At 59.2% G+C, this 26,605-nt stretch carries 25 protein-coding genes; 14 read left to right on the top strand and 11 right to left on the bottom strand.

All coding sequences use genetic code 11. The features are described 5' to 3' along the window. Window positions 1-57: 57 nt before the first annotated feature. Both OK142_RS11565 and OK142_RS11570 read right to left on the bottom strand, forming a co-directional pair. Window positions 58-1,017, bottom strand: a complete 960-nt coding sequence (locus OK142_RS11565) for a helix-turn-helix domain-containing protein (RefSeq protein ID WP_137038685.1) — start codon at window positions 1,015-1,017, stop codon at window positions 58-60. Window positions 1,018-1,125: 108 nt separating this feature from the next. Continuing rightward, window positions 1,126-3,207 (bottom strand): putative bifunctional diguanylate cyclase/phosphodiesterase, encoded by a 2,082-nt coding sequence (locus OK142_RS11570; RefSeq protein WP_498683226.1) that lies wholly within the window; start codon window positions 3,205-3,207, stop codon window positions 1,126-1,128. A 305-nt stretch (window positions 3,208-3,512) separates the two neighbouring features. Here OK142_RS11570 and OK142_RS11575 point away from each other — a divergent pair, with 305 nt between their 5' ends. The 5 genes from OK142_RS11575 (at window position 3,513) to OK142_RS11595 (ending at window position 8,755) form a co-directional block, all read left to right on the top strand. Next, window positions 3,513-4,121: a 50S ribosomal protein L25/general stress protein Ctc gene (locus tag OK142_RS11575; protein WP_004430287.1), complete on the top strand. Its 609-nt coding sequence runs from the start codon at window positions 3,513-3,515 to the stop codon at window positions 4,119-4,121. 240 nt (window positions 4,122-4,361) lie between these two features. After that, window positions 4,362-6,749: a putative bifunctional diguanylate cyclase/phosphodiesterase gene (locus OK142_RS11580; RefSeq protein ID WP_498682843.1), complete on the top strand. Its 2,388-nt coding sequence runs from the start codon at window positions 4,362-4,364 to the stop codon at window positions 6,747-6,749. Window positions 6,750-6,765: 16 nt separating this feature from the next. Beyond that, the gene (locus tag OK142_RS11585) at window positions 6,766-7,479 is read left to right on the top strand and encodes a substrate-binding periplasmic protein (RefSeq protein ID WP_498683229.1); all 714 of its coding nucleotides are present in this window, start codon (window positions 6,766-6,768) and stop codon (window positions 7,477-7,479) included. 99 nt (window positions 7,480-7,578) lie between these two features. Continuing rightward, window positions 7,579-8,295 carry an aminoacyl-tRNA hydrolase gene (gene pth / locus OK142_RS11590; RefSeq protein ID WP_498682846.1) on the top strand — a complete coding sequence of 239 codons (717 nt, stop codon included), beginning with the start codon at window positions 7,579-7,581 and terminating at the stop codon, window positions 8,293-8,295. A 7-nt stretch (window positions 8,296-8,302) separates the two neighbouring features. Further along, window positions 8,303-8,755: a GNAT family N-acetyltransferase gene (locus tag OK142_RS11595; protein WP_498682848.1), complete on the top strand. Its 453-nt coding sequence runs from the start codon at window positions 8,303-8,305 to the stop codon at window positions 8,753-8,755. Between the two features lie 221 nt (window positions 8,756-8,976). Here OK142_RS11595 and clpS read toward each other — a convergent pair whose 3' ends face one another. Further along, window positions 8,977-9,288: an ATP-dependent Clp protease adapter ClpS gene (clpS, locus tag OK142_RS11600; protein WP_035242132.1), complete on the bottom strand. Its 312-nt coding sequence runs from the start codon at window positions 9,286-9,288 to the stop codon at window positions 8,977-8,979. Between the two features lie 253 nt (window positions 9,289-9,541). On the opposite strand from clpS, the gene ychF reads away from it, so the two are divergent. From ychF to OK142_RS11615, 3 genes are all read left to right on the top strand, one after another. Continuing rightward, window positions 9,542-10,645: a redox-regulated ATPase YchF gene (ychF, locus tag OK142_RS11605; RefSeq protein ID WP_137038030.1), complete on the top strand. Its 1,104-nt coding sequence runs from the start codon at window positions 9,542-9,544 to the stop codon at window positions 10,643-10,645. Between the two features lie 224 nt (window positions 10,646-10,869). Further along, the gene (locus OK142_RS11610; protein ID WP_498682851.1) at window positions 10,870-11,343 is read left to right on the top strand and encodes a MaoC family dehydratase; all 474 of its coding nucleotides are present in this window, start codon (window positions 10,870-10,872) and stop codon (window positions 11,341-11,343) included. Further along, entirely contained in the window at window positions 11,340-11,807 is a 468-nt protein-coding gene (locus OK142_RS11615) for a MaoC family dehydratase (protein WP_498682853.1), read from the top strand. Before OK142_RS11610 ends, OK142_RS11615 begins: the two co-directional genes overlap by 4 nt. Before the next feature lie 273 nt (window positions 11,808-12,080). On the opposite strand, the gene OK142_RS11620 is transcribed toward OK142_RS11615, so the two are convergent. From OK142_RS11620 to petA, 4 genes are all read right to left on the bottom strand, one after another. After that, window positions 12,081-12,623: an adenine phosphoribosyltransferase gene (locus OK142_RS11620; RefSeq protein ID WP_003494623.1), complete on the bottom strand. Its 543-nt coding sequence runs from the start codon at window positions 12,621-12,623 to the stop codon at window positions 12,081-12,083. A gap of 216 nt (window positions 12,624-12,839) precedes the next feature. After that, a complete protein-coding gene (locus tag OK142_RS11625) occupies window positions 12,840-13,724 on the bottom strand; it encodes a cytochrome c1 (RefSeq protein WP_035220199.1) in 885 nt (294 codons plus the stop codon). A 22-nt stretch (window positions 13,725-13,746) separates the two neighbouring features. Beyond that, window positions 13,747-15,030, bottom strand: coding sequence for a cytochrome b (locus OK142_RS11630; protein ID WP_035220197.1), 1,284 nt, complete (start codon window positions 15,028-15,030; stop codon window positions 13,747-13,749). A gap of 14 nt (window positions 15,031-15,044) precedes the next feature. Beyond that, entirely contained in the window at window positions 15,045-15,623 is a 579-nt protein-coding gene (gene petA / locus OK142_RS11635; protein ID WP_216330064.1) for a ubiquinol-cytochrome c reductase iron-sulfur subunit, read from the bottom strand. 308 nt (window positions 15,624-15,931) lie between these two features. Between petA and OK142_RS11640 the strand changes: the two genes are divergently transcribed. Continuing rightward, the gene (locus OK142_RS11640; RefSeq protein ID WP_498682856.1) at window positions 15,932-16,864 is read left to right on the top strand and encodes an endonuclease/exonuclease/phosphatase family protein; all 933 of its coding nucleotides are present in this window, start codon (window positions 15,932-15,934) and stop codon (window positions 16,862-16,864) included. 9 nt (window positions 16,865-16,873) lie between these two features. Here the strand turns inward: OK142_RS11640 and OK142_RS11645 are convergent, their stop codons facing one another. From OK142_RS11645 to OK142_RS11655, 3 genes are all read right to left on the bottom strand, one after another. Next, complete coding sequence (locus OK142_RS11645; protein ID WP_498682858.1) at window positions 16,874-18,742, bottom strand: ABC transporter ATP-binding protein; 1,869 nt, start codon at window positions 18,740-18,742, stop codon at window positions 16,874-16,876. 332 nt (window positions 18,743-19,074) lie between these two features. Beyond that, on the bottom strand, window positions 19,075-20,925 hold the full coding sequence (locus tag OK142_RS11650) for an ABC transporter ATP-binding protein (protein WP_498682861.1): 1,851 nt from the start codon (window positions 20,923-20,925) through the stop codon (window positions 19,075-19,077). A 383-nt stretch (window positions 20,926-21,308) separates the two neighbouring features. Beyond that, entirely contained in the window at window positions 21,309-22,184 is an 876-nt protein-coding gene (locus tag OK142_RS11655; protein WP_498682863.1) for a metallophosphoesterase, read from the bottom strand. Between OK142_RS11655 and OK142_RS11660 the strand changes: the two genes are divergently transcribed. The 3 genes from OK142_RS11660 (at window position 22,158) to OK142_RS11670 (ending at window position 24,717) form a co-directional block, all read left to right on the top strand. Continuing rightward, the gene (locus tag OK142_RS11660; protein ID WP_139009065.1) at window positions 22,158-22,382 is read left to right on the top strand and encodes a hypothetical protein; all 225 of its coding nucleotides are present in this window, start codon (window positions 22,158-22,160) and stop codon (window positions 22,380-22,382) included. The two genes, OK142_RS11655 and OK142_RS11660, sit on opposite strands and share 27 nt — an antisense overlap. Before the next feature lie 36 nt (window positions 22,383-22,418). After that, window positions 22,419-22,892, top strand: coding sequence for a tRNA (cytidine(34)-2'-O)-methyltransferase (locus tag OK142_RS11665; RefSeq protein ID WP_498682867.1), 474 nt, complete (start codon window positions 22,419-22,421; stop codon window positions 22,890-22,892). Between the two features lie 172 nt (window positions 22,893-23,064). Further along, window positions 23,065-24,717, top strand: a complete 1,653-nt coding sequence (locus tag OK142_RS11670) for a Na/Pi cotransporter family protein (RefSeq protein WP_498682868.1) — start codon at window positions 23,065-23,067, stop codon at window positions 24,715-24,717. A 101-nt stretch (window positions 24,718-24,818) separates the two neighbouring features. On the opposite strand, the gene OK142_RS11675 is transcribed toward OK142_RS11670, so the two are convergent. Continuing rightward, the gene (locus OK142_RS11675) at window positions 24,819-25,094 is read right to left on the bottom strand and encodes a hypothetical protein (protein ID WP_035242123.1); all 276 of its coding nucleotides are present in this window, start codon (window positions 25,092-25,094) and stop codon (window positions 24,819-24,821) included. Between the two features lie 129 nt (window positions 25,095-25,223). Between OK142_RS11675 and hemF the strand changes: the two genes are divergently transcribed. Both hemF and OK142_RS11685 read left to right on the top strand, forming a co-directional pair. Then, window positions 25,224-26,135 carry an oxygen-dependent coproporphyrinogen oxidase gene (hemF, locus tag OK142_RS11680; protein WP_498682871.1) on the top strand — a complete coding sequence of 304 codons (912 nt, stop codon included), beginning with the start codon at window positions 25,224-25,226 and terminating at the stop codon, window positions 26,133-26,135. 122 nt (window positions 26,136-26,257) lie between these two features. Beyond that, complete coding sequence (locus OK142_RS11685) at window positions 26,258-26,524, top strand: hypothetical protein (RefSeq protein ID WP_082182725.1); 267 nt, start codon at window positions 26,258-26,260, stop codon at window positions 26,522-26,524. Window positions 26,525-26,605 lie beyond the last annotated feature (81 nt).

Raw genomic sequence — 26,605 nt, forward strand, 5'->3', positions numbered from 1 at the left:
CGCCTGAAATGATGCTCGAATTCGGCCAGAGCCCTCTATTTCAAGGGTTCTGCACTCTCAATGCACGGCAAGCTTCTTCATCTTGCGGTGAAGTGTGGCCCGGCTGATGCCGAGCAGGGATGCGGCCTGCGTGACATTGCCATTCGTGCGCGAAAGAACGCGGCGCAACGCCGAACGCTCCGCTTCCGCAAGGTCGGAACCGCCGTCGTGGCGCTGTTCCTGCAAAATATCGGCGGCAGGTACCCCTTGCGCGATGGCATGATCATCGAGCTTCAGCGCAAGACGTGCCGCACGTGTTGCCCCTAGAACGAGATCGTCCTGATCCACGGCAAGCAGCGAAAGGGCAGCACCAAAGCTCGTCGGCACCACGACGATGCGCGCACCGGGAAAGGCTCGGCGGAAAAGATTGCCCTCGATGCGTTGTGCCGCATCCCTCACCGCCTGGGTGACGAAGGAGAAGGTCATCTCGTTGATGTCGTCACGGCACGTGGAAATATCGAGCGCGCCCGTCACTCTGCCGGTATGGTCGCGGATAGGTGCGGTGGTGCAGCAAAGCTCGGTATTCGATGTGAAGAAGTGCTGATCGCGATAGACCACCACCGAGCGCTCGTCGACGAGCGCCGTGCCGATACCGTTGGTGCCGACGCTCGCCTCGCTCCAGACAGCGCCGGACCAGAGGCCGAGCGCGCGAAAATCACGGTCGTCGCCGGCGGCACCCCGGCGTTCCAGCGCAACGCCCTGCGCATCGGTCAAAAGCAGGCAGCAGCCGGACTTGCCGACGCTGTGAAAAATACGGTCGAGTTCATCAGTGCTTTCGGCAATCAGGCCGGCTGCACTTTCGCGGGCGCGGCGAAATTCGAACTCGCTCAAGAAGATGGGCTTGCGATTTTCTTCGGGCGCAAGACGATGCTTGACCATGCAACGGCGCCATGAAGCGATAATCGGTGAACTTGCGGCTGCGGAACGCTGTCGCGCGGTCTCATACACGCGTTCTGCATGGGCGATGTCTGTCGGCATTCGCTCCTCCCAAAGCTTTTCGGCGATGGTGCGCTGGAAGCGTTCACGTTTCAACTAAAAACTTCGCGACCGTTACTCCCCGGCGCAACCGCGGGCTGCGCCGGACGATCAGACAGCCTTGAAGTAACGCCGGCCGGCTGCGATTTCCGGCTCGTCATCCACCGTCAGGAAGGTGTCGTCAACGAGATTGGCGATAGAGGTCAAAGGCCTCGGCCGGCCAAAGAAGAAGCCCTGCACTTGCAGGCAACCTTCGCGACGCAGGAATTCGATATGGGCCTTGGTCTCCACCCCTTCCGCCAGCACCGGGATATTGAGGCTGTGCGCGAGAATGAGCGTCGAGCGGACAATTGCCTCCGACTGCACGTTGGTCGACAGGCCATCGATGAAGGCACGGTCGATCTTGATCTTGTCGAAAGGGAAGCTTTGCAGGGTGGACAGGGAAGAATAGCCTGTGCCGTAGTCATCCATGGCGATCTTGACGCCGAGCGCCTTGAGTTTGCGGATGGTGACGAGCGCGTGGCGATGGTCGGCGATAATGCTGCCTTCCGTGATTTCCAGTTCGAGCCTTTCCGGCGCAAGCCCCGTATCAACGAGAATTCTCTCGACCTTTTCGGGGAAATCATTGTCCGCAAGCTGCTGCGGCGCGACATTGACGGCAATGGAAAGCGATTTCTTCCAGAGAGCCGCCTGCGCGCAGGCTTCCCGCAGAACCCATTCGCCCAGGTCTACGATGAATCCGGTCTGCTCGGCGATCGGAATGAATTCGGCAGGTGATACCATGCCGCGCTCCGGTCGGTTCCAGCGCAAAAGCGCCTCGAAACCGACAATGCTGCCGCTTCTGGTGTCGTTCTGCTGCTGATAATAAAGCTCGAATTCGTTATTGGCGAGGCCGCTGCGCATGGCGATCGCAAGGACGTTGCGCTCGCGGGCGGCCTCATCCATGGATTTGTCGTAAAAGCAGATCGTATCCGACGTCCCGCTTTTTGCGCGGTACATGGCGACGTCGGCCTGCGCCATCAGCGTATCGGCGTCAATGGCGCTGGTATTGCGCACCGATATGCCAACGCTCGCACCCACGCAGAATGTCTGCCCGCTCCATTCGACCGGCCTGCTGATCTGCTCGATCAGACGTTGCGCAAATTCCGCACCGTCGGCGCGGGTATAATAGGAATGGGTCATCGCCACGAACTCGTCGCCGCCCATGCGCGCCAGAAATTCTCCGGCTTTCAGGACGGAACTCGCCCGGTCGGCAATGGCGCGCAGCACGGCATCGCCCGCCGCATGACCATGCACGTCGTTGATCTCCTTGAAACGATCGAGATCGATCGACAGAAGTGCGGTATGCGCACCCATGGAAACATGACGCGTGCGGCGATTGAGATGCTCGATAAAGGCCGCCCGGTTGGGAATGCCCGTCAGCGGATCATGCAGCGAAAGGTGGCGATAGCGGGCAACAGCCTGCTGGGTGGACTGGGCATCGATGACATAGGTGGAAAGTCCGAGCGCCAGTAACAGCAGCGTGACTGCAATGGCCCCCCCGCCCATGACGGCCGGCGGCAGAAGATTTTCCGAAATAACGATGCGCGGATCAAACGCGAACGACATCGAGGCCATGCCGGTATAATGCATCGAGGCGATGGCGAGGATGAGGAAGGTGACCGCGCTGTACTGGCAGAACCAGTTGACCGGGCGGGCGACACGATTGATCGCGACAGCGCCCAGCACCGCACCCAGCACCAGCGAGGCGATGACATAGGCCTGGCTCCAGAAAATCATGCCCTGAACATTGTAGGCAGCCATGCCGGTATAATGCATGGCGGCAATGCCAAGACCGAGTATCATCCCGCCCGCTTCCACCAGCACGCTACGCCCGCCATAGGCGGAAATGCCGAAACCGGCGGTCGTGGTCACAATGGCGATGAGCAGCGACAGCCCCGTCAGATAGGGGTCGTAACCCACGTCACCGGCAGCGACATAACCCAGCATCGCCACGAAATGGGTCGTCCATATCGCCGCGCCGCCATTCACACCCGCCAGAAACAGCCAGTTGATCTTCTGTACCCCCGTTGCCAGACGCGCCCTCGAAAAAAGACGCATTGTAACGAAGCTTCCGAGCATGCAGACGAAGACCGCTGCGGCGGTATATCGATAGTCGTGATCGACGGCGAGGCATTGCAGAACTTTGAGCATTGTCATCTACACAATTGGAATTCCGGAACGCTTTATCATTTGCCAAGTTTGCAGCCGGTTTATATGCATGGATAAGCATAGATTAAAACTTTCACCACATGCTTGAATTAGAATAATCTAATTAAATCAAAGCATGATATTCCGGTGAAGACGCGGCCCTTGTCTTTATGTCCCGTTTGTATTATAGCGCCCGCACCCGTGTAGACACCCTTGGAGGCAACGCGGGCGGGATGGCTTTCAAGCCTCTCCAGTTCAGGCCGCTCTGTTTGGCGTGAACTCTCCATATAACCTCGAAAGGAATTGCCATGAGCAAAGAATCGTATGAGCTCAAGGCCGAGGCGCGCGAACGAGTTGGTAAGGGGTCCTCTCGTGAACTTCGCCGCAACGGTTTGATTCCCGCTGTCATCTATGGTGACAAGCAGGCCCCCATTTCCATCGCCCTGTCGACCAACGAAGTCACCAAGCGTATCCACGCCGGCGGTTTCATGACGACGGTTGCGATCATCGACGTCGACGGCAAGAAGATCAAGGTTCTCCCGAAGGACTACCAGCTTGATCCGGTCCGCGACTTCACCATGCATGTCGACTTCCTGCGCGTTTCGGGCAACACGCTCGTCAACGTTGAAGTTCCGGTTCACTTCGTCAACGAAGAAAAGTCGGACATCAAGATCGGCGGCGTTCTGAACATCGTTCGCCACACGGTGGAATTCCACTGCCCGGCCAACGACATTCCGGAGTTCATCACGGTTGATCTCGCTGGCCTGAAGATCGGCGACAACGTTCACATTTCGAATGTGAAGCTGCCGAAGAACATCACGCCTGTCATCGCTGACCGTGACTTCACGATCGCAACGATCGTCGCTCCGGCTGGCGGCGTTGCAGAAGAAACGACCGAAGAAGCTTCCGAGGAATAATCGGCGGCCGCAAGGCCCGACAGCTTTGAATATTGAAGCCCGTTCCGTTTTCGGAACGGGCTTTTTAGTTTTTATGAACTTTAAAGACAGAAACCCTTCTGCCCCGCACATGATGCCGGGCCTGTTTCAGCGTCGATTAACAATTCCATGAAACGATGCCCCTGCGTTTTCGTAAAACCACCGGACGGGTGGAAAAACGGGACGCAGCAATTCAGGGGCAAAGGGTAACTGCAGTCGAACATGGCTCATTCCGTCGAAAGCCGCTTCATCGCGATTGTTTCCGGCGCACTTCTTACAGTGGTCGCTCCGCTATTCACGCTTTTGCTCACGCTCTCCTATCATGAGGCCGTTCGCAGCCAGCGTAATCATCTTGAAATCCTGCTGTCGACAAATTCTCAGGCGCTTGCCCGTCCTCTATGGGATCTCGACGACGACACGATAAACCAGATTACCGGAACCCTCGTTTCCGACCCCATGATCAAGATGGTCGAGGTCAAGGATACCTCCGGCCAGCTCGATATCGTCCAGACAGCCGGCAGCGACATCATTCAGGATGCCTCGTCGACGATACGCGAAGTGACCTACAAGACCACGAAGGGGTCCGTTACGGTCGGGCAACTGACGATCTATTATGACGACGTCAGCCTGCTGACATCCCTCAGCCGCACCGAATTGTCCTTCATCACGATTTTCATCCTCGCCATTGTCACCATGGTTCTTGCGGCCATCGCCGGCAACCGTTTCATGGTCATCCGCCCGCTTATGCGACTCACGGCCGCCATAGAGGCGACACGACGTCTAGGCTCGCGCCACCATGTCGACTGGCGGTCCAAGGACGAGATCGGTCGGCTGGCGAAAAGCTTCAACGAGATGCAGACCCAGCTCGAAAAGGAAGAGCTGGAGATCAAGAACGCCCATGAGCGGAAGACCGAAATCTACAACCGCACGCCCGCCATGCTGTTCTCGCTCGACAGGCACGACCGGATTGCCGCCGTCAGCGACTACTGGGTGCAGGCGACCGGTTACGACCGGGCGAAAATACTCGGCCTGAATTTCGTCGATCTCATCCACCCGGATGATCGCCCCCTGTTCCAGAGGCGCAAGGCAGCCCAGCAGTCGCCGGACGCGCCGCATACGGGCATCACCGTTCGCTTCCATTGCATGGATGGCGATGCCATGGACGCCCTCATCCTCGAAAAAGCCCTCGATTCCGGCGATGCCACGCAGCAGAGCACCTGCCTCTGCGTCATGACGGATGTGACCGAACTGCGCCAGTCGGAGAAACGTAACCGTCAGCAGGCCATTTCCGACCATCTGACCGGTCTTTTCAATCGCCAGGGCTTCGAGGCAATCCTCGATCTGCAGATCCGCGACGCGGACAAAAACGGCAGCGAACTGGCGTGCCTGTTCATCGACCTCGACCGGTTCAAGGCCATCAACGACAATCTCGGCCATGCGGCGGGCGATGCGGTACTCCGCGAATTCACGATGAAACTCGAACCCCTGCTGACGCCGCTGGACAGCGCGTCACGTCTGGGCGGCGATGAATTCGCCATTCTGCTTGCCGGCGACAAGGTGGAAGAGCGCGCCCTGCAATTCTGCGAGCGCATCTGCACCATGCTGGACACGCCCTTCGAGATCGAAAACAACAGCATCCGTCTCAGCGCCAGCATCGGCATGGCGATCTACCCTCTGCACGCCTCCAGTGCCTCCGAACTGCTGCAGAATGCCGACATGGCCATGTATAGCCGCAAAAGAACGGGCAGGAACGGCTCACAGATTTTCGACAGTTCGATCATGGACCGGGCACGCGAACATGCGGAGCTGGAACGGGATATCGCGCAGGCGCTTTCCGAAAACTGGTTCGAGGCGTATTTCCAGCCTATTCAGGATCTTGCAAGCGGCAGGACGGCCGGTTTCGAGGCGCTTTTGCGTCTCAACCATCCGGAAAAAGGTCTGCTCTCCCCCGCCGCCATCATCAGCCTTGCGGAAGAAAACGGCACCATCAATCGCATCGGCAATATCATCCTCGATCAGTCGATTGCCAATCTTGCCAGGTTGTCGCTCCTGCCCGGCATGGAGCACACCTATGTGGCGGTGAATTTTTCGCCGCTGCAGTTCGAACCGGGATTGCCGACGCGGATCGCCGGCGTGCTGCATCGACACGGCATTCTTCCCAAACGGCTGGTCATCGAGATAACCGAAGCCGTCATCATGAAGGACGACCCGCAAATCCGGGCGATCCTCAACGCCATTCATCAGCTAGGCTGCCGCATCGCGCTGGACGATTTCGGCACGGGTTATTCCTCGCTCAGCTATCTCAGCCGTTTTCCGGTCGATATCGTCAAGATCGACCAGTCCTTCACCCGCTCCATCTGCGACGACGCGATTGAGATAAGGCAGCGCAACCGCATGCTGGTCGAGGGCATTGCCGCCATTTCCCACAAGATGAACTGCGCAGTCATTGCCGAGGGCGTCGAGACGGCAGAGCAGAAGGAACTTCTGACGGAGATCGGTGCGGATTACGGACAGGGCTATCTCTTTGCACGCCCGCAACCCATCGAAAGACTGATGGACGCATTGGACGCGGCTTCGGAAGCAAGCCGCCCCGTGGCGCGGCAAGCGTGAGCCGGTGGGAGCGATGATGGGATTGATCCGCTTTTGTCTGGTCTTTCTTGCTTTCGCTAATCCGGCCTGTGCGGCCAAGCTTTTCCTGACGACCGAGGTCTACCCGCCCTACAATCTGCAGGCGAGCGACGGCAGCGTACGGGGCGTCTATATTGAACAGCTCAAGATCGTGCTTGAGGAAAGCGGCACCGACTACGAGGTCACCGTCATGCCCTGGGCGCGGGCAATCGCCATGGCGACGACGCAGCCCATGCATTGCGTCTTCGCCACGGCAAGAACCGCCGAACGCGAAAAGCTCTTCAAATGGGTCTCGCCGATCCACAGCGACCGCAACATCCTCGTGGCGCGTCGCGAGGCGGATATCGATGTTTCAAGCCTTGAGGACGCCAAGAAATACCGGGTCGGCACCCAGCGCGGCGACTATACCGAAGCCCTTCTGGAAAGGCTCGGTTTCCCGCAGGTGGATGTCGGTGCGGACTTCCAGATCACGCTTCACAAGCTGAGGGCGGGAAGAATCGACCTGATGCCCATGTCGGAGAGCACCTTCAAAAGCCTGCCCGCCGACACATTCAAGGAAGTGATAACCTTCACGCGCCAGCAGCTGGGTCTTGCCTGCAACAAAAGCGTACCCGACGCGGTCATTGCGAAATTGCAGGCCCGGCTGGACAGGCTGATCGCCGATGGAACACAACAGCGCATATTCGACCGCTACAAACTCGTCAGCCCCTGAACACCTTTCAGTGTCTCCATAAACTCATAAAATGATTGACAGCCGACCGATTTCGGGGTGGTGACAACAGCATCGTCAGGCAAAACGCGGACATGCTCCATGAAGATCATCGCAGGACTCGGTAATCCCGGCTCGCAATATGCGGGAAACCGCCACAATATCGGTTTCATGGCCGTCGATGCGCTGCAGCGCCTGCCCTCCTTCTCGCCCTGGGCGAGAAAGTTCAAGGCGGAGATTTCCGAAGGCGAGATTGGCGGCGAAAAGGTCCTGCTGATGAAGCCGCTCACCTATATGAACCTTTCCGGCGAATCCGTCGGCGAGGCCATGCGCTTCTTCAAGCTCACCCCGGCGGAAATCATCGCCATCCATGACGAACTCGATCTCCCCGCCGGCCGCGCGCGCATCAAGACGGGTGGTGGCCATGGCGGCCATAACGGCCTGAAGTCGCTCGATGCCCATTGCGGCAAGGAATACCGCCGTCTGCGTCTCGGCATTGGCCATCCCGGCGACAAGGAGCGCGTGCATGGCCATGTGCTCGGCGATTTTGCCAAGTCCGACCGGGTCTGGCTGGAGCCGCTGCTGGACGCCATCGCCGACAACGCCGCCATGCTGGTGAAATCAGAGGATTCCCAGCTAATGAACAAGCTGGCGCTTGCCACCGGCAGCAAGCCGGAAGCGGAAAAACCGGCGAAGGCTGCCAAGCCCGCCGCGCAATCCCACATCCATCAGGCACGCAACAACGCCCAGCCGAAAAAGCTGCCTGAAACCGGACCCATGGCCGAAATGCTGAAGCGGATGTTCGGCAAGAAGGACTAGGTTTCTCATGTCTTCAGCAACCGTCGTCCTGCGCGAAGCCGGCTCCGCCGATCTGCCCGGCCTGCTTGAACTTTACCAGGCGCTCAATCCGTCTGACCCGCAATTGACGGCACAAGAGGCAAGAGCCGCTTTCACCGCAATGCTCGGCCAACCCGGCCTCACCGTGTTTCTGGCGACGGAGGGCGGAGAACCCGTCGCGACGGCCACGCTTCTGGTGGTTCCGAACCTGACGCGCTCCGCCCGCCCCTATGCCCTCATCGAAAATGTGGTGACATTGGCGAGCCATCGCGGCCGGGGATATGGCCGCGCGGTCGTACGCCATGCCATCGAGGTGGCCTTTGCCGCAAATTGCTACAAGGTAATGCTGCTGACCGGTCGCCAGCGTCCCGAGGTTCAGGCCTTTTACGAAAGCTGCGGCTTTGTGCAGAACAAGACGGGCTTTCAGGTGCGGCAGGACTAGGCCGTAGCACTGCATATTAATTGACCTGCAATTGCTTCTCACTCCCTCATTCCTGTGCTTGTCACAGGAATCCAGTCGACGCACGTCTGTGCGGTGGGGCGACTCTTTTCAGCCCAAAGACTTGGGCTGGCTGGATTCCTGTGACAAGCACAGGAATGAGGATCGACCGGGAGTGCGGTGAACAGGGAACACATCAGCCTGCCGCTGCGCCATAAAAGAGTTCACTCCTCCGGCTCCGTGGTAAACATCAGCGGAAAGCCCGCCTCCTTGCCAAGATCGGTCGCCTCCTTGGCCTTGGTCTCGGCAATATCGCGCTCGCAGACCACGACGACCGCGCTGCCGAAACGATGCGCCGTCATCATCACGCGATGGCCGGTGTCCTCGCTCATGCGGAACACGGCCTTCAGCACCACGGTCACGAATTCGCGTGGCGTATAATCGTCATTCAGCAGGATGACCTTGTAAAGTTTCGGCCGTTCCAGCTTGGGTTTGACTTTCGGTTTCGGTTTGAGATCGACAGGACTGTCACTCATCATTGTCGCCCGTGATTGTCACTCAATTGTAGCCCATGGGGAAAATCCCCGTTGATGACGAAAGATCGGTTGCTCGACCGATACATATTGCGCCGCAACCGCAGCATCGACAACCCCGGCGCCGCATCCGCGCGAAATTCCGCACCATTCGCAGGGCTTTGCCCGCCCAAATCGGCCCACGGGCTTGACCTTGCCCGGCCCTTTCCGCAAAAGGCTCCTCAACGAATTCTTTCAAACGGACAGGTTTCAAGCCATGGGCTTCAAATGCGGTATCGTCGGGCTGCCGAATGTCGGCAAGTCCACCCTCTTCAACGCGCTGACGAAAACGGCGGCCGCACAGGCCGCCAACTATCCCTTCTGCACCATCGAGCCCAACACCGGCGAAGTGGCCGTGCCGGACCCGCGCATGCAGCAGCTTGCAGCCATCGCCGGATCGAAGGAAATCATTCCGACCCGCATTTCCTTCGTGGACATTGCCGGCCTGGTGCGCGGCGCGTCGAAGGGTGAAGGTCTCGGCAACAAGTTCCTGGCCAATATCCGCGAAGTCGATGCCGTCGTGCACGTTCTGCGCTGCTTCGAGGACGACGACATCACCCATGTGGAAGGCCGCATCAATCCGGTCGGCGATGCCGACACGATCGAGACGGAGCTGATGCTCGCCGATCTTGAAAGCCTGGAACGCCGCGTCGAGCAGACCCGCAAGCGCGCCAGCAGCAAGGACAAGGAATCCCTCGCCCAGCTGCCTGTCATGGAAGCCGTCATCGCGCTGCTCAACGACGGAAAGCCGGCACGCCTGCTTTTGAAGACGCTGGCGGCCGAGGAGATCGAAATCCTCAAGGGCCTCAACCTTCTGACGTCGCACCCGGTGCTTTATGTCTGCAACGTCTCGGAAGCCGATGCATCGTCCGGCAACGAGCACACGGCAGCCGTCGCGGCGATGGCAAAGGAACAGGGCGCGGAATGCGTGATCATCTCGGCGGCGATCGAGGCCGAAGTCGCGCAGCTTCCTGCCGATGAAGCCGAAGAATTCCTCTCGGCGCTGGGGCTTACCGAAGCAGGTCTCGACCGGCTGATCCGCGCCGGCTATCACCTGCTTGACCTCATCACCTATTTCACCGTCGGCCCGAAGGAAACCCGCGCCTGGACGATCGTCCGCGGCACCAAGGCTCCCGCCGCCGCCGGCGTCATCCATACCGATTTCGAACGCGGCTTCATCCGCGCCTTCACCATCGGCTTTGACGACTACATCGCCTACAAAGGCGAAGTCGGCGCCAAGGAAGCCGGCAAGGGACGCGACGAAGGCAAGGAATATGTCGTTCAGGACGGCGACGTCATCCATTTCCGCTTCAATACCTGATCTGAAACGCAGCCTGCTTGCGGTCAGGTCAATTCCTTTGAAGGCGATCAGTGGGCGCAGATCTGGCCGCTTGTTTCTTCTCCCCGGCGGGGAGAAGGCGAAAGACGCACCCACTCGCGTCACGGTATGTCCCTGCTCCGCATCGCGCCCTAGATTTGACCTTTACGTAAAGGGAAAAATCATTTTAGATGCCGGCGATATTGACTGTACGAAGGGAGGAAACCATGGCGCCGGTCGCGACATATGCCTATGAGGATTTTTCCGCCGGGCGGGAATTTCCGCTTGGACCGCAATCACTTTCCGCAGAGCAGATCATCGCTTTTGCCAGCGAGTTCGACCCCCAGCCCATGCATCTTTCCGAAGAGGCGGGCCGGCAGAGCATTCTTGGTGGACTGGCGGCTTCCGGCTGGCACACCTGCAGCCTGCTGATGCGGATGATGGCAGACAGCTACATCACCCATTCCACCTCGCAGGGCAGCCCAGGGATCGATTATGTCGATTGGAAGAAGCCGGTTCTGGCGGGCGACACGCTTTCTGGAAAATCAATCGTGCTGGAGCAGCGGCCTTCGGGCTCACGGCCCGGCATCGGCCTCGTAAAATTCCGCCACGAGCTTTATAACCAGCGCGGCGTTCTGGTATCGCACGGAGAGAACACCGTGATGTTCCGCATGCGCGCGGATGGAGGCGTTGCAGCATGAGACTGGCAGAACTCTCTCCCATCGGCGAACGCGTCACCCTCGACACGCTGCATTTTTCCGCCGAAGACATCATCCGTTTCGCCCGCGATTTCGATCCGCAGCCCTTCCACCTCGATGCGGAAGCCGCAAAGAACAGCGTTTTCGGCGCGCTCTGCGCTTCAGGCTGGCATACCGGAGCGGGCTGGATGAAATGTTTCCTCTCCCACTGGGCAAAAGAGGTGAAGAGGCTGAAACAACAGGGCCTAGAACCGCCGAAACTCGGCCCCTCTCCCGGCTTTCGCGAGTTGAAGTGGAAAAAACCGGTCTTTGCCGGAGACGACGTGACCTATTTCGTCACCCTGCTCGATGCCCGCCCGCTGGAATCAAGGGCCGGTGTCTGGCTGAACACCACCTTCAATGAAGGCGTGAACCAGTCGGGCCAAACCGTGATGACCTTTCAGAGCGGAGTTCTGGAGTTCGAATAAACCCACCGGGGCAAAATGGCTGCTGCCGATTGCCCCGGACCGACCCCAGAGCGTTTTCCCGATCCGAAAAAGCGAGAGCGCTCTGAGGCGTGCGGGGGCGTTACCCCCCTCTGCCCTGCCGGGCATCTCCCCCTCAAGGGGGGAGATCGATATGCGGCGACGTTTCGCCCATCTCAGCCTTTGCGAATAAAGTGGTGGAAGAGCGTCTTGCCGATCTCCCCCCTTGAGGGGGAGATGCCCGGCAGGGCAGAGGGGGGTAGCGCCCCACACGCCTCAATGCCCCGAAAATTCCACCAGTGTCCGCACCTCGACACCGAGGTCTTCCAGCTTCTTGCGCCCACCAAGATCGGGCAGATCGATGACGAAGCAGGCGGAGACGATTTCCGCACCCATCTGCCGCAACAGCTTCACCGCGCCTTCGGCAGTGCCGCCGGTCGCGATCAGATCATCGACAAGAATGACCTTCTCGCCCGGCTGCACGGCGTCCACATGCATTTCCATTTCATCGACGCCGTATTCAAGGCTATAGGCCACGCGCACGGTGGTATGTGGCAGCTTGCCCTTCTTGCGGATCGGCACGAAACCGGCCGAAAGCTGATGCGCCACGGCCCCACCCAGAATGAAGCCGCGTGCTTCCATGCCGGCGATCTTGTCGATCTTCGTGCCCGCATAGGGCTGCACAAGCTCGTCCACCGCCCGGCGGAAAGCGCGCGGATTGCCGAGCAGCGTCGTGATGTCCCGGAAGATGATGCCCGGCTTCGGATAGTCGGGAATGGAGCGGATGGCAGCGGAAAGCTCCGAAGCGATAACGGTCATGGTATTTCCAGTTACAATGGGAAATGGATCAGAAGGTTCGGGGCACCCTATCAACTTGACGGCTGCGGACCAACTAAAAAGGACCAACGACCGTCAGCGCGCGATGCCACTGGCGGATAGCGGGATACGGATCACCGTCATGACATCCCTCAACACATGAAAAGGCCCCCAGGGTAAGACCATGGGGGCCAGTGATTGCAGCCATTTAAAACCGGCTCAATGCTCCTTGCGGGCGTAAACCGATTTCTTGGTGAGATAGATCAGCGCCGTGAAGATGAACAGGAACACCATGACCATGAAGCCGGTGCGCTTGCGCTGTTCCAGATGCGGCTCTGCGGCCCACATCAGGAATGCCGACACGTCCTTGGAATATTGGTCCACCGTCTGCGGCGCGCCATCGTCATAGGTCACCTGATCGGCACTGATCGGGGGCGCCATCTTCAGCGCCACGGCGCTGACGAAATACGGGTTGAAATGCGTGCCTTCCGACACTTCAACGCCGGCAGGTGCATCCTGATATCCGGTCAGCAGCGCATGGATGTAGTCCGGTCCGCCTTCCTGATAACCGCCGATGATCGGGATCATGTCGATGATGAATTGCGGGAACCCGCGTTCAACGCCGCGTGCCTTGGCAAGCAGCGACATGTCGGGAGGAGCCGCCCCGCCATTGGCGGCTGCCGCCGCCTCATGGTTCGGGAACGGCGAGGGGAAATGATCGGAAGGCACGGCCTTGCGATTATACATTTCGCCTTCAGCATTCGGCCCGTCCTGCACTTCATATTCAGCGGCGAAAGCCTTCACCTGCTCTTCCGAATAACCGAGATCCCCGAGCGTGCGGAAGGAAACAAGGCTCATCGAATGGCAGGCGGAGCAGACTTCCTTGTAGACCTTGAGGCCGCGCTGCAGCTGGCCCTTGTCATATTTGCCGAATGGTCCGGCAAAGGACCAGCTCTGCTCCTCGGGCTTGATGACCGGGAAGTGACCGCCGGCGATCGCGTGTTCCGTCTTGGTGGCAAGATCATGGCTCTCCTCCGCCGCAAAAGCGGCGGCGGAACAGCCAATGGCAGCGATAAGCGCGATGCTCGTGAGAAGCGTCTTCATTGTCGTCATCCTTCCTTCGCGCTCAGATCTGGGCGGCCGCTGGCGCGGCACCCTTCTTGGCGGCGTTCTTTTCAAGAACGGCCTCGGTAATCGAATTCGGAATACGCCGCGGCGTTTCGACCAGACCGAGGATCGGCATGATGACGAGGAAGAAGCCGAAATAGTAGAGCGTGCCGATCTGCGACATGACGACATAGAGGCCTTCCGCAGGGCGCGAACCCAGCCAGCCGAGCAGGATGGCGTTGACCACGAACAGCCAGAAGAACATCTTGTACCAGGGACGATAGACGGCGGAGCGAACCTTCGACGTATCGAGCCAGGGCAGGAAGAACAGCACGATGATCGCGCCGAACATCACGAGAACGCCACCGAGCTTGGAATCAATCGGCCCGATGTTGAAGGTGATGGCGCGCAGCATCGCGTAGAACGGCAGGTAATACCATTCCGGCACAATATGCGCCGGCGTCTTCAGCGGGTCCGCCATGATGTAGTTATCAGGGTGGCCGAGGAAGTTCGGCATGTAGAAGATGAACCACGCATAAGCGATCAGGAACACCGAAACGCCGAGCGCATCCTTCAGCGTCGCATAGGGCGTGAAGGGAACCGTGTCGGTCTTGCTCTTCACTTCCACACCGGTCGGGTTGGTCTGGCCGGTCACATGCAGCGCCCAGATATGCAGGATGACGACACCCGCGATCATGAAGGGCAGCAGGTAATGCAGCGCAAAGAAGCGGTTGAGCGTCGGATTGTCCACCGCAAAGCCGCCGAGCAGGAACTGCTGGATCCATTCGCCCACGAGCGGGAAAGCCGTGAAGAAGCCGGTGATGACGGTCGCGCCCCAGAAGGACATCTGACCCCAGGGCAGAACGTAGCCCATGAAACCCGTCGCCATCATCAAAAGATAGATCACACAGCCGAGAATCCAGAGGATTTCGCGCGGCGCCTTGTAGGAGCCGTAATAGAGGCCACGGGCGATGTGCAGGTAAACCGCGATGAAGAAGAAGGACGCACCGTTGGCATGCATGTAGCGCAGCAGCCAGCCGTGGTTGACGTCACGCATGATCTTTTCGACGGAATTGAAGGCAACCGTCGTTTCAGCGGCATAATGCATGGCAAGCACGACGCCGGTGAGGATCTGCACGATCAGCATCACCGAAAGCATCGCACCGAAGGTATAGGCGTAGTTCAGGTTACGCGGGACAGGATAGGCAACGAAGCTGTCATAGATCAAGCGCGGCAAGGGAAGCCGCGAATCGATCCACCTCTCGATGCCGGTGGACGGCTGATAACTGGAATGGCCACTCATGAATATCTGTCCCCTTATCCGATCTTGATCACGGTATCGGATGTGAATGCAAATGTCGGGATGGCGAGGTTCTGCGGCGCCGGACCCTTACGTATGCGGCCCGCCGTATCGTAGTGCGAGCCATGGCAGGGACAGAACCATCCGCCGAAATCGCCGGCCTGGCCGAGCGGAACGCAACCGAGATGGGTGCAGGAACCGATCATGACGATCCAATTTTCCTTGCCCTGACCGGCGGAGCGGTCAATATCCGTCGCCTGCGCGTCGGCCGCGATATTGGCATTGCGTGCCACCGGATCCTTGAGATCGCCAAGAGCGACGGCCTTGGCTTCCTCGATTTCCTTTTCCGTGCGGTTGCGGATGAAGATCGGCTTGCCGCGCCACTTGACGGTGAGCGACATGCCCGGCTCGACCGCCGCGACATCTACCTCGATGGAGGCAAGCGCCAGCGTCGATGCGTCTGGGCGCATCTGGTCGATGAAGGGCCATGCGACGGCGGCGGCACCAACGGCGCCCGCCATTCCGGTTACTAGATATAGAAAATCGCGACGGGTCGGTTCACCCGAGGCGTCGTGATTGGTTACGTGCTCGCTCACCGCTACACCATCCTCTGCGCTGTTTTTGCCGTAAATCGCATGAGTCCTCCCGCTATGATTTGATCCAGGACAAACTCCGTCCCATCGTCCTGGACACACCTGCGGCATAAAGAAACCGCGTCATTCTGTTTGATCGCAAAATATTGACTGACTTGGCAAGAGCAAAGCACACAAAGCTGCCGTAATTCTGCCTGAGGGGCCCGATTTGTTTCTCATTTTTCGCGGGCCTTGGCAGGCGGGCAACATTGTGCGCACCCTTGCGCCATGTTAGGAGACGCGAAGGGAGAGCTTGGAAAGCAGGGATTCGGATGACGGCGAAGCTCGCTTGCATGGTCTCCACCGTGGTGGCTGCCGTTCTTTTCATTGCCAGCCTGCGTTATGTGACCGATTTCTGGCTTTTAGCCTTCGTCACAAGCTTTCAGCTTCACATCGCCATTGTCTGTATCCTGCTGTCGTGCCTGATATTCTGGCTCACGCGTGACGCGATTTCCGCTGTTCTGGTCGTCTGGTCACTTGCGCTCGCCATCCATGGCGTCGCCATGCTTATGGAATTTTCCACCTCCGCCACCGCTGCACCCGGGGCCAAGCCCTTTCGACTATTGTCCTTCAACGTGCTGATGGACAATGCCGCCAATGCGGATGCGATTGCCGATACGATCCTCGAATCGGACGCCGACGCGGTTTATCTGTTCGAGGCGACGGCGCTGCAATCGGTTCTGCCGCGCCTGCAGCAAACCTACCCATACAGGCTCGGCTGCTTTTCCGGCACGCCGACCTGCGACCTGCTGATCCTGTCAAAGCGGCCTTTGCTGGAAGGCCGTTTCCACAGCCTCAGCGATCTGCGCCGAGACCGGTTCGCCATCGCCAGCATCGATTTCGACGGCACGGAACTGACGCTCGCCGCCGGACATATCACCAAACCCTATTTCGACGATTATCACCGCGACGAGCTGGACGAAGTCAGCGAGATTCTGTTTCGCGTCACCGGGCCGCTCATTCTGGCCGGAGACTTCAATTCGGCAAGCATCGCCCCCGACATGCGTGATTTTCTTGCCGCCAACGACTTGAAGAAAGCCGCCTGGGAGCCTGCCACATGGCCAACCAGAGCAGGCCACTTCGGCATCGCCATCGACCACATCTTCGCCCGCGAACCGGCGACGCTGATGAAAACCACCCGCCTGCCCAACCGCCTCGGCTCCAATCACTATGGGCTGATGGCCGATTTCATGATCGTAAAATAATCGCCGGTCTTATTGGGCGGCCTCATCGGCGGCAAGAAAACCGCCCGACTGTCGTGCCCAAAGCTCCGAATATAGACCGCCCTTCGAGACCAGATCGGAATGGTTGCCCTGTTCGACGATCCGGCCCTGATCCATCACGATCAGCCGGTCGAGAGCGGCGATCGTCGATAGCCGGTGGGCGATGGCCAGCACCGTCTTGCCATGCATCAATTCGTCGAGATTGCTCTGAATCGCGGCTTCCACCTCCGAATCGAGTGCCGAGGTTGCCTCGTCGAGCACGAGAATCGGGGCGTCCTTCAGCATCACGCGGGCGATGGCGATGCGCTGCCGCTGACCGCCGGACAGTTTCACGCCACGTTCGCCGACATGCGCGTCGAAGCCTAAGCGGCCGCGCTGGTCCACCAGTTTTGTGATGAAATCATCCGCCTTGGCCCGGCGCGTCGCCTCCAGCAATTGCGCTTCGGTGGCGTCCGTGCGGCCGAACATGATGTTGTCGCGGATAGAACGATGCAGCAGCGACGTATCCTGCGTGACCATGCCGATATGAGCGCGCAGCGATTCCTGCGTCACTCCGGCGATATCCTGCCCGTCAATCAGGATGCGGCCTTTCTCGACATCGTAAAACCGCAGGATCAGGTTGACGAGCGTGGATTTGCCAGCACCGGAGCGCCCGACGATGCCGACCTTTTCCCCCGCCTTGATATCGAGATTGAGATGATCGATGACGCCATTCGCCCGCCCGTAATGGAAGCTGACATTCTCAAAGCGAATGCTCGGTTTCTTCACTTCCAGCACCGTCGCATCCGGCGTATCGACGAGACCAATCGGCTGCGAAATCAGCTCCGCGGCATTCTGCACGGTGCCGAAATTGCGCATGATGCCGTTGAACTGCGTCATCAACCGCCCGAGCAGGAAGTTGAGGCGCAGCACCAGAGCCAGCGTAAAGGCGACCGCACCGGAACTGATCCTGCCGGACAGCCACAGGTCGATGCAGAGGGCGGCCATTGACGTGATCATCACGCCCGACAGCAGCGCCATGGAGGCGCGCACGCCGGTGATGAAGCGCGTAAACGTCATGGTGGCGTTCTGGAAAATATCGAAGCCCTGCCGCATGTAGCGGTCATTGGCGTCGTCGCGCCCAAATAACCGAAGCGTCTGGATATTGCTGTAGGCGTCCACCATGCGGCCGGAGAGCATGGAGGCCGCTTCCGCCGTCTCTTTCGAATGGTAGCGAATGCGCGGCACGAAATAACGCGCCAGCGCCGAAAAGATCAGCACCCAGACAAGCACGACAACGGCAAGCCGCCAGTCCAGCCCGCCGATCAGAAACAGCATCGAGACGGAATAAATCCCGACGAACCAGACGCTTTCCATAAGCGAGGTGACGAGATCACCCGCCGCCTGCCCGCCCGACCAGACCTTGGTGACGATGCGGCCGGAAAAATCGTTCTGGAAGAAGGTCAGCGATTGCCGCGCCACATGCATGTAGGATTGCCAGCGCACCAGATTGTAAAAACCGGGCGTGATGATCTGCTGGTCCACCAACGCGGTGATCATCGTGACGATGAAGCGCACGACACCGATCAATACCAGCATACCGACCAGCTCGCCGCCATGGGCGGCAAGCAACCCGGCCCAGCCTTCATCCGGCTTCACGGTCGAGAGAATATCCACCAGCCGCCCGACGAACCAGAACAGCGCCGCCTCAATGGCGGCCGTCAGCCCGCCCAGCACCAGCATCGCAAAAAACGGCGCCTTGGCCTGGGAGATATAGAACCAGATGAAAGCGAATGTGCTTTCAGGCGGCCGCAGGTCGTCCTTGCGGGCGAAGGGCTTGATCCAGTTCTCGAAGAACTCGAAGATGCGCGTAATGACCATGATCCGGATATAGGCGGATTCCCGTTGACGGAACAGCCGCAGAGCCTTGGGGAAGAGATTATATTTCGGTAACGTTGGGGGAATGAGAAAGGGCGGGAAATGTTCCCCGTCCTTAAATCAACCTATCGATATTTTACGCATCGGCAGCATCCTCACACCGTCACCCCGGACTGGATCCGGGGTCCAGCGTGATCAAGTCCTTGATCGCAAAAGATTCTTCTCACGGCGCAGACGCGCCATGGCTGGATGCCGGCTCAAGGCCGGCATGACGGGAGAGAGGCTTTAAGCCCTCAACGAAAAGGGCGGGGAATACCCCCGCCCTCACATTATCCTTACTCCGCGGCCACTTCAGCCTCATGGTCGGCGATGAAGCCACCGGACTGGCGCCGCCACAGATCGGCATAGATGCCGCCCATCGCCGCCAGTTCCGCATGGCTGCCCGATTCCACGATCTGGCCCTTGTCGAGGATGATCAGCCGGTCCATCTCGGTCAGCGTCGACAGGCGGTGGGCGATCGCGATCACCGTCTTGCCTTCCATCAGCGAGAACAGGTTTTCCTGGATCGCCGCCTCGACTTCACTGTCGAGCGCCGAGGTCGCCTCGTCCAGCACCAGGATCGGCGCATTCTTGAGAAATACACGGGCAATCGCGATGCGCTGACGCTGGCCGCCGGAAAGCTTCACGCCGCGTTCGCCAACCTGCGCATCGAGGCCCTGCCGACCATGCATGTCGACAAGCGTTTCGATGAAGTCCCAGGCATTCGCCCGCTTTGCCGCCGCGATCACCTGCTCGTCCGTGGCCTCGGGATGGCCATAGGCGATGTTGTCGCGGATCGAACGGTGCAGCAGCGAAGTATCCTGCGTCACGACGCCGATCAGCTCACGCAGGCTGTCCTGCGACACCTTGGAGATGTCCTGCCCGTCGATGGTAATCCTGCCCGCCTCCAGATCGTAGAAGCGCAGAAGCAGGTTCATCAGCGTCGTTTTGCCCGCACCCGAACGCCCGACGAGGCCAACCTTCTCGCCCGGCTTGATGTCGAGCGTCAGACCGTCGATCACGCCCTTGTTCTTGCCGTAGTGGAAGCGGACGTTGTCATAACGGATGGCGCCCTGGGGTGCCGCAAGCTCCGGAGCCTTCGCGACATCGACGATATCGTGCGGCTTCGTCATCATCGACATGCCGTCATAGACCGTGCCGATGTTTTCAAACAGCGAGGTGACTTCCCACATGATCCACTGCGACATGCCGTTGACGCGCATGGCAAGGCTGATGGCGATGGCAACCGAGCCGGCCGTGACCGAACCCTGCATCCAGAAATAGAGACCAAGTGCTGCCGTGGAAAACAGAACCACGGCATTGTTGAGGTCGATCAGGATGTTGAAGCCGGAAATCTTGCGCATCTGGCGGTGAACGGTTCCGAGAAACACGTTCATGCCCTCACGCGCATATCTTTCCTCACGCCCCGCATGCGAAAACAGCTTGATCGTCGAGATGTTGGTGTAGCTGTCGACGATACGCCCCGTCATCATCGAGCGCGCATCGGCCTGCTCCTGCGCCAGCCGGCCGAGTTTCGGCACGAAATAGGCGAGAATGCACATATAGATGCCGAGCCACGCCAGAAGCGGAATGACCAGCCGCCAGTCGGCCGCCGCAACCATGAACAGCATCGAGACGACGAAGCTGATGGCGTAGACGAAGACGTCGATCACCTTCAGCGCCACTTCGCGGATCGCCAGCGCCGTCTGCATCACCTTGGTCGAAACCCGGCCCGCAAACTCGTTGGCGAAAAAGTTCATGGAGTGGCGCAGCAGGAAGCGATGCATCTTCCAGCGTGCGATCATGCCGAAATTGCCGGCAAGCGTCTGGTGCATGGTCATGGTATGGACCGCACCCATCAAGGGCAGCACGATCAGCACCAGTCCGGCCATGACGATCAGATGCCAGCCCTCATCGGCAAAAAACGTCTCGCGATTGGCCGTGGAAAGCCAGTCGACGATGTTGCCGAGGAATTTGTAGAGCATGGCTTCCGCAACCGCGATACCCATGGACATCAGGCCGAGCAGCAGCAGCCATGGCCATGCGGGCTTCACATAGTGCCACAGGAACGGCAAAAGCGTGTTCGGCGGCACGGACGGCGTCGAAGAGGGAAAAGGATCAAGGCGTTTTTCAAACCAGCCAAACATAGGCCAAGCTCCGGCAATCAATCGCCCCATCGTGACAGGTGAGCAAACACAAATATGGCTCACGACGGAACGGAAAAGTCTTTGGATATGGCCGTGACAGCCACATGACGAATCGAAGTATGGGAAACGCGGTCGAACCGCGGAGTAACACCTAGGCCAGCAGCAGCACTACTGGGGCCGGGAGGTGAATACGAATGTCATTTTGCATGAGAACCTCCCTAGCTGGTGTTGAAGATGTGGCCTTGTAGCGCAAAAATTAATCGTTGACCAGCCGGAAAGATACCAGATGCGCCAGAAAAACGCCAGAATGCGACCGACGAAGCCGGACGGGCGGAGATTGCCGTGCAAGGTCCCCGCCGGCCGAAATATGCGGGTAGATTGACCTACTCGGCAGCGTCCTGCGCCTGCCCCTCTTCATATTCGGCGATCAGTTCGGCCATGGCATCCTGCGTGTGGCGCTTCAGTTCCCGCCGATCGCTGGGCTGCGGTGCGAAAGTGACGCTCAACCCCGTATCCCGCAGCGTGCCGATGATGAAAGACGCGCCGGACAACATGCGCACACCCTCATGCAGCCACAGCGGATCGGTGGCGAAATGCTGGCCGATGCCGACGACGACGGGGATGCCCTGCCAGTGAGCCATGCGGTCATAGTGGATATGACCCGCCAGGATGCCCATGACATCGTATTCGAACAGCACCTCGTCCAGAGCCTCGGTGTCGACGAAGGAAAGAGATTCCCACTCTGCGTCGGCACGATCAAAATCGAGCGCCGGCGCATGGTGCATCACCAGAAGCTTCGGCAGGTCGGGATGGTTTTCGAGTTCCTCCTCAAGCCACTCGATCTGCCCGGGTTCGAAAGCCCCGCCGACTTTACCGGGAACGCTGGTGTCCATGACGATGATATGAATGCCGGCGACAACCTCCGCATGGTCGTAAGGTTCATCCAGATCCTCATGACGGCCGAGCATCACGGGATAAAATCCGTCGCGGCGGTCATGATTGCCGAGCGCAAAAAGCACCGGGACATCCAGTTCCGCCTCGGCCATCAACCGCTTCAGCTCCTCATAGCTGCCGGCATCGCCCCGATTGGTCAGGTCGCCGCTGACGACGATGAATTCGGGCGGCGGCATAAGCGCCTTGATTTGCGAAAGTGTCGCAGACAGCGTGGCCGACGTATCGGAATAAAGATCATCATCCTGCACCTGCGGATTGCCAATATGCAGATCGGTCAGATGGACGAAATTCACCCGTTCGGACATGATATCTTCCTGTTTTTGCGGCGCGCAGAAATCCGGCTCGATAACGCCATCACGGCCCAAGCGAACGTTCCGATCAGCCTGATGACACATTGGTTAATGGGTAGCCTGCCTGTGTGTCACGCGAATGAATATCCGTTGTGCCAAGCCCGTCGAACCGGCGTTTTCATGCTGCATCTGTCGCGCACCGCCTGCCCGTGATAATCGGTCCGACATTCCAATTGCGACGAGAAAACCATGCAAGAGACCAGGCCCAACATCAGGATCGCCCTTTATCAGCCCGATATTCCCGGTAATACCGGCACTATCCTGCGGCTGGCGGCCTGTCTCGGTCTCGGCGTCGATATCATCGAACCGGCCGGCTTCGATATTTCCGACCGCAACCTGAAACGGGCGGGCATGGACTACATTGCGGCGGCGGCGCTGACGCGCCACGTTAGCTGGGACCGTTTCGAGAAGTGGCGCGCAACCACCGGCCGCCGCCTCGTTCTCGCCTCCACCAAGGCCGCCCTGCCCTATACGCAGATCGCCTATCGCGGCGATGATGTCCTGCTTTTCGGCCGTGAAAGTGCGGGTGTGCCCGACCACGTGCATGAGAAGGCGCAGGAGCGAATCATCATCCCGATGATGACAGGGCAGCGTTCCATCAACGTCGCCATGTCGGCGGCAATGATCACCGGCGAGGCCCTGCGCCAGACCATATGGTCGTGAGCGCCTTTTTTAACGCCATTTTTTCGTGCAAATACAAAAATTGACCGTTTTTGCTTCAAAACTGTCGCAACCCGGCCTGTACCGAAGGCGTTCAGGCTCCTATACTTATTAGCCGGACAACAAAAATCGCCCTCGCCGGAACCATCCGCCGGCGGGTGTGAGGAGACGTCGCATGCAATCCACCATTGTCATCGTCAACCTTCTCGGCGCAGTCGCGCTGCTGCTCTTTGGTCTTGCCCAGGTCAAGGACGGGGTGACCCGCGCCTTCGGCATGAAACTGCGAAGTGTACTGGCGACCGGCACCCAGAACGGGCCGCGTTCCTTCTTTTCCGGCTTCTTCGCCACCGTCGCCCTGCAAAGCTCGACGGCGACGGCACTCACCGTCGCCTCTTTCGCCGAACGCGATCTCATCAGGCCGCGCATGGCGCAGGTCGTGCTGCTTGGCGCCAATGTCGGCACCGCCGTCACGGCCTGGATTGTCGCCGCCGGTGTGGAATGGCTGTCGCCGCTTCTCATCCTGTCGGGCATCGTGCTCAAAAAAGGCAGCTCCAATGCGAGACAGGGCGGCGGAACCGCGGTCATCGGCATCGGCCTGATGCTTCTGTCGCTGCATCTCTTGAGCGGCGCGACCGAACCGATGCGCGCCTCGCCCGCTCTCGGCGTCTTCATCGGCCTGCTGGATGGCGCGTGGCCCGTCGCGTTGATCTTCTCCGCCGTGCTGGCCTTCGTGTCTTCCTCCAGCCTCGCCGTCGTGGTGCTTATCCTGTCGCTGGCCGCAACCGGCACGCTTTCCGCCGGCCTCATCATCGTTCTCATTCTCGGCGCCAATCTCGGCGGCGCCATTCCGCCCGTCATCGCCACGCTCTCCGGCCCCGCCTCGGCGCGGCGCATCACCATCGGCAACCTTGTCGTGCGCACCATCGGTTGCCTTATCGCCATGCCCCTCGCCTCCTACGGCGCGGCGATGCTGCAGCAATTGCCGCTTTCGCCGGCCAAATTGCCTGTTGATGCGCATCTCATCTTCAACGTCATTCTGGCGGCGCTGGCCTGGCCCTTCTCCGGCCTCATATCCGATCTGATGGCCAAACTGGTACCGGGCGATCCGAAAACCGAAGACGGCCCGAATTTCCTCGACCAGCAGGCGCTTGATATGCCGGTCGTAGCGCTTGCCAATGCCACCCGTGAGGTCTTGAGCGTCGGCGACAGCATCGAACGCATGCTGATCCGCGCCGAAAACGCCTTCAAGCACAATGATCTGGCGCCCCTTCAGGAAGTTTCCCTGCTCGAAAAGAAGGTCGATCGCCGCCAGCAGGAGGTGAAGGTCTATCTTTCGCAACTGGGGCGAAAGGGGCTAACCGACGAAGAAGCGCGCCGTTCGATCGCCATCATCGATTACGCGATCAATCTCGAGCACATCGGCGACATCATCGAAAAAGGCATTTGCGAGCAGATCCGCAAGAAGGTGCTGAACAGCTTCAAATTTTCCGACGACGGTTATGAGGAGCTGAAGACGCTGTTCGACATGACAATCGAAAACCTGCGGGCCGCCCAGAGCATTCTGGTGACCGGCGATTTCGATCTTGCCCGCCGGCTGATGGAAAGCAAGGTGGATATACGCCGCCTCGAAAAACAGTCCTCCAACCGCCACCTGGAGCGGCTGCGCGACGGCCTGACGGAAAGCATGCAGACCAGTTCGCTGCATCTCGACATGCTCAGGGATCTGAAGCGCATCAACGCCCATATCGTCTCGGTGGCCCACCCCATTCTGGATGAAAGCGGCGTGCTGATCGAAAGCCGCCTGCGTTACGCAGAACCGCGCGCCTAGAGCATTTCCAGGGAAAGTGGTCCGTTTTCCGTCCGGAAATACGACAAACAAAGAGTTGGAGCGTTTTCGCCATTCGAAGAACAGCGAAGACGCTCTAAAACTCAATCGGCGGAAGGAAGCCGCCGCATGGTGAATTCGATGCGGTCGCCTTCCAGCTGCCGCCAGCTTTCCACTTCCGTCCAGTAGGCGGCTTTCGGGAAGCTGTCGAACCATTCGCGCGCCTTGGCGCGGGCCTCTTCACGGCCAAGACAGAAGGTCTGTCGCACGAACATGCCATTGCGCGTCTGGTCGCCGCCTGAGCCTTCACGCGCCTTGCGGTGATTGGCGATCCTGCGCTTCAGCCCATCAAGGGGCGGCGGTCCGGCAAATTTCGTCATGATATTCACCTCTGGCACCTACATCGATAAAGATAGTGTCCGCATGTGAACTTGGCGAGTCGAATTTGTGCATGAAGCCGGCACCTGCTAGACGCGACAGGGAATCGACTTCACCCAAGGAGACTATGCATGGAACGGCCAATCTTGCCGAAGGGCTTGCCCGAGGACATCGAAGACAAGAAGGCCGTTGCCCAAGCCTGGTTCCAGCATCTGCGCGACACCATCGTCACCTCCTTTGAAACCCTCGAAAACGATCTGACCGGCCCTCTGTCCGACCAGGAGCCCGGACGATTCGTGCAGAAGGACTGGCTGCGCGACAATGGCGAGGGCGGCGGCGGCAAGATGTCGATGATGGAAGGCCGTGTCTTCGAAAAGGTCGGCGTGCACACTTCCACCGTCTATGGCGAATTCTCGCCGGAATTCCGCAAGCAGATACCGGGAGCGGAAGAAGACCCGCGTTTCTGGGCCTCGGGCATTTCGCTGATCGCCCACCCCGTCAATCCCAATGTGCCGGCGGTGCACATGAACACCCGTATGGTCGTCACCACCAGCCACTGGTTCGGCGGCGGCGCGGATCTGACGCCGGTGCTGGGGCGCAGACGTGACGAACAGGACCCGGACACCCAGCTTTTCCACCGCGCCTTCCAGATCACCTGCAACCGCCATCCGGTCGCCGATTATCCGCGCTACAAGGCGTGGTGCGACGATTATTTCTTCCTGAAGCACCGCAACGAACCGCGCGGCACCGGCGGCATCTTTTTCGACTGGCTGCACCCGGAGGAAGAGAAAGGCGGCTGGGACGCCAATTTCGCCTTCGTGCAGGATGTCGGCCGCGCCTTCAATCTGGTCTACCCGAAAATCGTGCGGTCCAATTTCAACCAGCCCTGGACGGAAGAGGATCGCGACGAGCAGCTCATCCGCCGCGGCCGTTACGTGGAATTCAACCTGCTTTACGATCGCGGCACGATCTTCGGCCTCAAGACCGGCGGCAACGTCGAATCGATCCTGTCCTCCCTGCCGCCCGTGGTGCGCTGGCCTTAAAAAACCTCACGCAAATTTGACGCTCGTCAGCCATTTCGTCGCAAATAGCGCAAATTAGGACTTATGGAAAAATCAAGGCAATGGTAGTCTCCTCCCGCAGACGTACTGGAGGAGCTATCGTCATGATTACTTCGAACAGCATGCCTATATCTGCTTCCGCCGAGGAGGCTCCGCATTCCATCGATACCCCTGATCTGATCGACCGCCTGGCCGCGGAAATGCGTGCCACGGGTGATCGCGAACTGCCACATTCCTTTTATGTCGAACAGGTAAAACGCACGCTTGCCGGAAAAACGGTGAAGCGCGCCGACAATGACGAAATGCCTCGTACAAAAATCCCGGCAGCCGGCACATCCTCTGTTTTCCAGTGCTGGGCTATGCCCGAATAGGGCCCGTAATAGGGTCGGCGGACGCCGCTCTGGAACATAAGCGGCGAACGTTCGTTTCTTGTCAGAGGGACAGCAGGCATT

Source organism: Agrobacterium sp. BT-220-3 (assembly GCF_025910175.1).
Classification (GTDB): domain Bacteria; phylum Pseudomonadota; class Alphaproteobacteria; order Rhizobiales; family Rhizobiaceae; genus Agrobacterium; species Agrobacterium oryzihabitans.

Excerpts from the sequence above, each read along its gene's own strand:
- OK142_RS11565 (WP_137038685.1), bottom strand. The coding sequence starts at position 1,017 with ATGCCGACAGACATCGCCCATGCAGAACGCGTGTATGAGACCGCGCGA.
- OK142_RS11570 (WP_498683226.1), bottom strand. The coding sequence starts at position 3,207 with ATGCTCAAAGTTCTGCAATGCCTCGCCGTCGATCACGACTATCGATAT.
- OK142_RS11575 (WP_004430287.1), top strand. The coding sequence starts at position 3,513 with ATGAGCAAAGAATCGTATGAGCTCAAGGCCGAGGCGCGCGAACGAGTT.
- OK142_RS11580 (WP_498682843.1), top strand. The coding sequence starts at position 4,362 with ATGGCTCATTCCGTCGAAAGCCGCTTCATCGCGATTGTTTCCGGCGCA.
- OK142_RS11585 (WP_498683229.1), top strand. The coding sequence starts at position 6,766 with ATGGGATTGATCCGCTTTTGTCTGGTCTTTCTTGCTTTCGCTAATCCG.
- pth (WP_498682846.1), top strand. The coding sequence starts at position 7,579 with ATGAAGATCATCGCAGGACTCGGTAATCCCGGCTCGCAATATGCGGGA.
- OK142_RS11595 (WP_498682848.1), top strand. The coding sequence starts at position 8,303 with ATGTCTTCAGCAACCGTCGTCCTGCGCGAAGCCGGCTCCGCCGATCTG.
- clpS (WP_035242132.1), bottom strand. The coding sequence starts at position 9,288 with ATGAGTGACAGTCCTGTCGATCTCAAACCGAAACCGAAAGTCAAACCC.
- ychF (WP_137038030.1), top strand. The coding sequence starts at position 9,542 with ATGGGCTTCAAATGCGGTATCGTCGGGCTGCCGAATGTCGGCAAGTCC.
- OK142_RS11610 (WP_498682851.1), top strand. The coding sequence starts at position 10,870 with ATGGCGCCGGTCGCGACATATGCCTATGAGGATTTTTCCGCCGGGCGG.
- OK142_RS11615 (WP_498682853.1), top strand. The coding sequence starts at position 11,340 with ATGAGACTGGCAGAACTCTCTCCCATCGGCGAACGCGTCACCCTCGAC.
- OK142_RS11620 (WP_003494623.1), bottom strand. The coding sequence starts at position 12,623 with ATGACCGTTATCGCTTCGGAGCTTTCCGCTGCCATCCGCTCCATTCCC.
- OK142_RS11625 (WP_035220199.1), bottom strand. The coding sequence starts at position 13,724 with ATGAAGACGCTTCTCACGAGCATCGCGCTTATCGCTGCCATTGGCTGT.
- OK142_RS11630 (WP_035220197.1), bottom strand. The coding sequence starts at position 15,030 with ATGAGTGGCCATTCCAGTTATCAGCCGTCCACCGGCATCGAGAGGTGG.
- OK142_RS11640 (WP_498682856.1), top strand. The coding sequence starts at position 15,932 with ATGACGGCGAAGCTCGCTTGCATGGTCTCCACCGTGGTGGCTGCCGTT.
- OK142_RS11645 (WP_498682858.1), bottom strand. The coding sequence starts at position 18,742 with ATGGTCATTACGCGCATCTTCGAGTTCTTCGAGAACTGGATCAAGCCC.
- OK142_RS11650 (WP_498682861.1), bottom strand. The coding sequence starts at position 20,925 with ATGTTTGGCTGGTTTGAAAAACGCCTTGATCCTTTTCCCTCTTCGACG.
- OK142_RS11660 (WP_139009065.1), top strand. The coding sequence starts at position 22,158 with ATGGACGAAATTCACCCGTTCGGACATGATATCTTCCTGTTTTTGCGG.
- OK142_RS11655 (WP_498682863.1), bottom strand. The coding sequence starts at position 22,184 with ATGTCCGAACGGGTGAATTTCGTCCATCTGACCGATCTGCATATTGGC.
- OK142_RS11665 (WP_498682867.1), top strand. The coding sequence starts at position 22,419 with ATGCAAGAGACCAGGCCCAACATCAGGATCGCCCTTTATCAGCCCGAT.
- OK142_RS11670 (WP_498682868.1), top strand. The coding sequence starts at position 23,065 with ATGCAATCCACCATTGTCATCGTCAACCTTCTCGGCGCAGTCGCGCTG.
- OK142_RS11675 (WP_035242123.1), bottom strand. The coding sequence starts at position 25,094 with ATGACGAAATTTGCCGGACCGCCGCCCCTTGATGGGCTGAAGCGCAGG.
- hemF (WP_498682871.1), top strand. The coding sequence starts at position 25,224 with ATGGAACGGCCAATCTTGCCGAAGGGCTTGCCCGAGGACATCGAAGAC.
- OK142_RS11685 (WP_082182725.1), top strand. The coding sequence starts at position 26,258 with ATGATTACTTCGAACAGCATGCCTATATCTGCTTCCGCCGAGGAGGCT.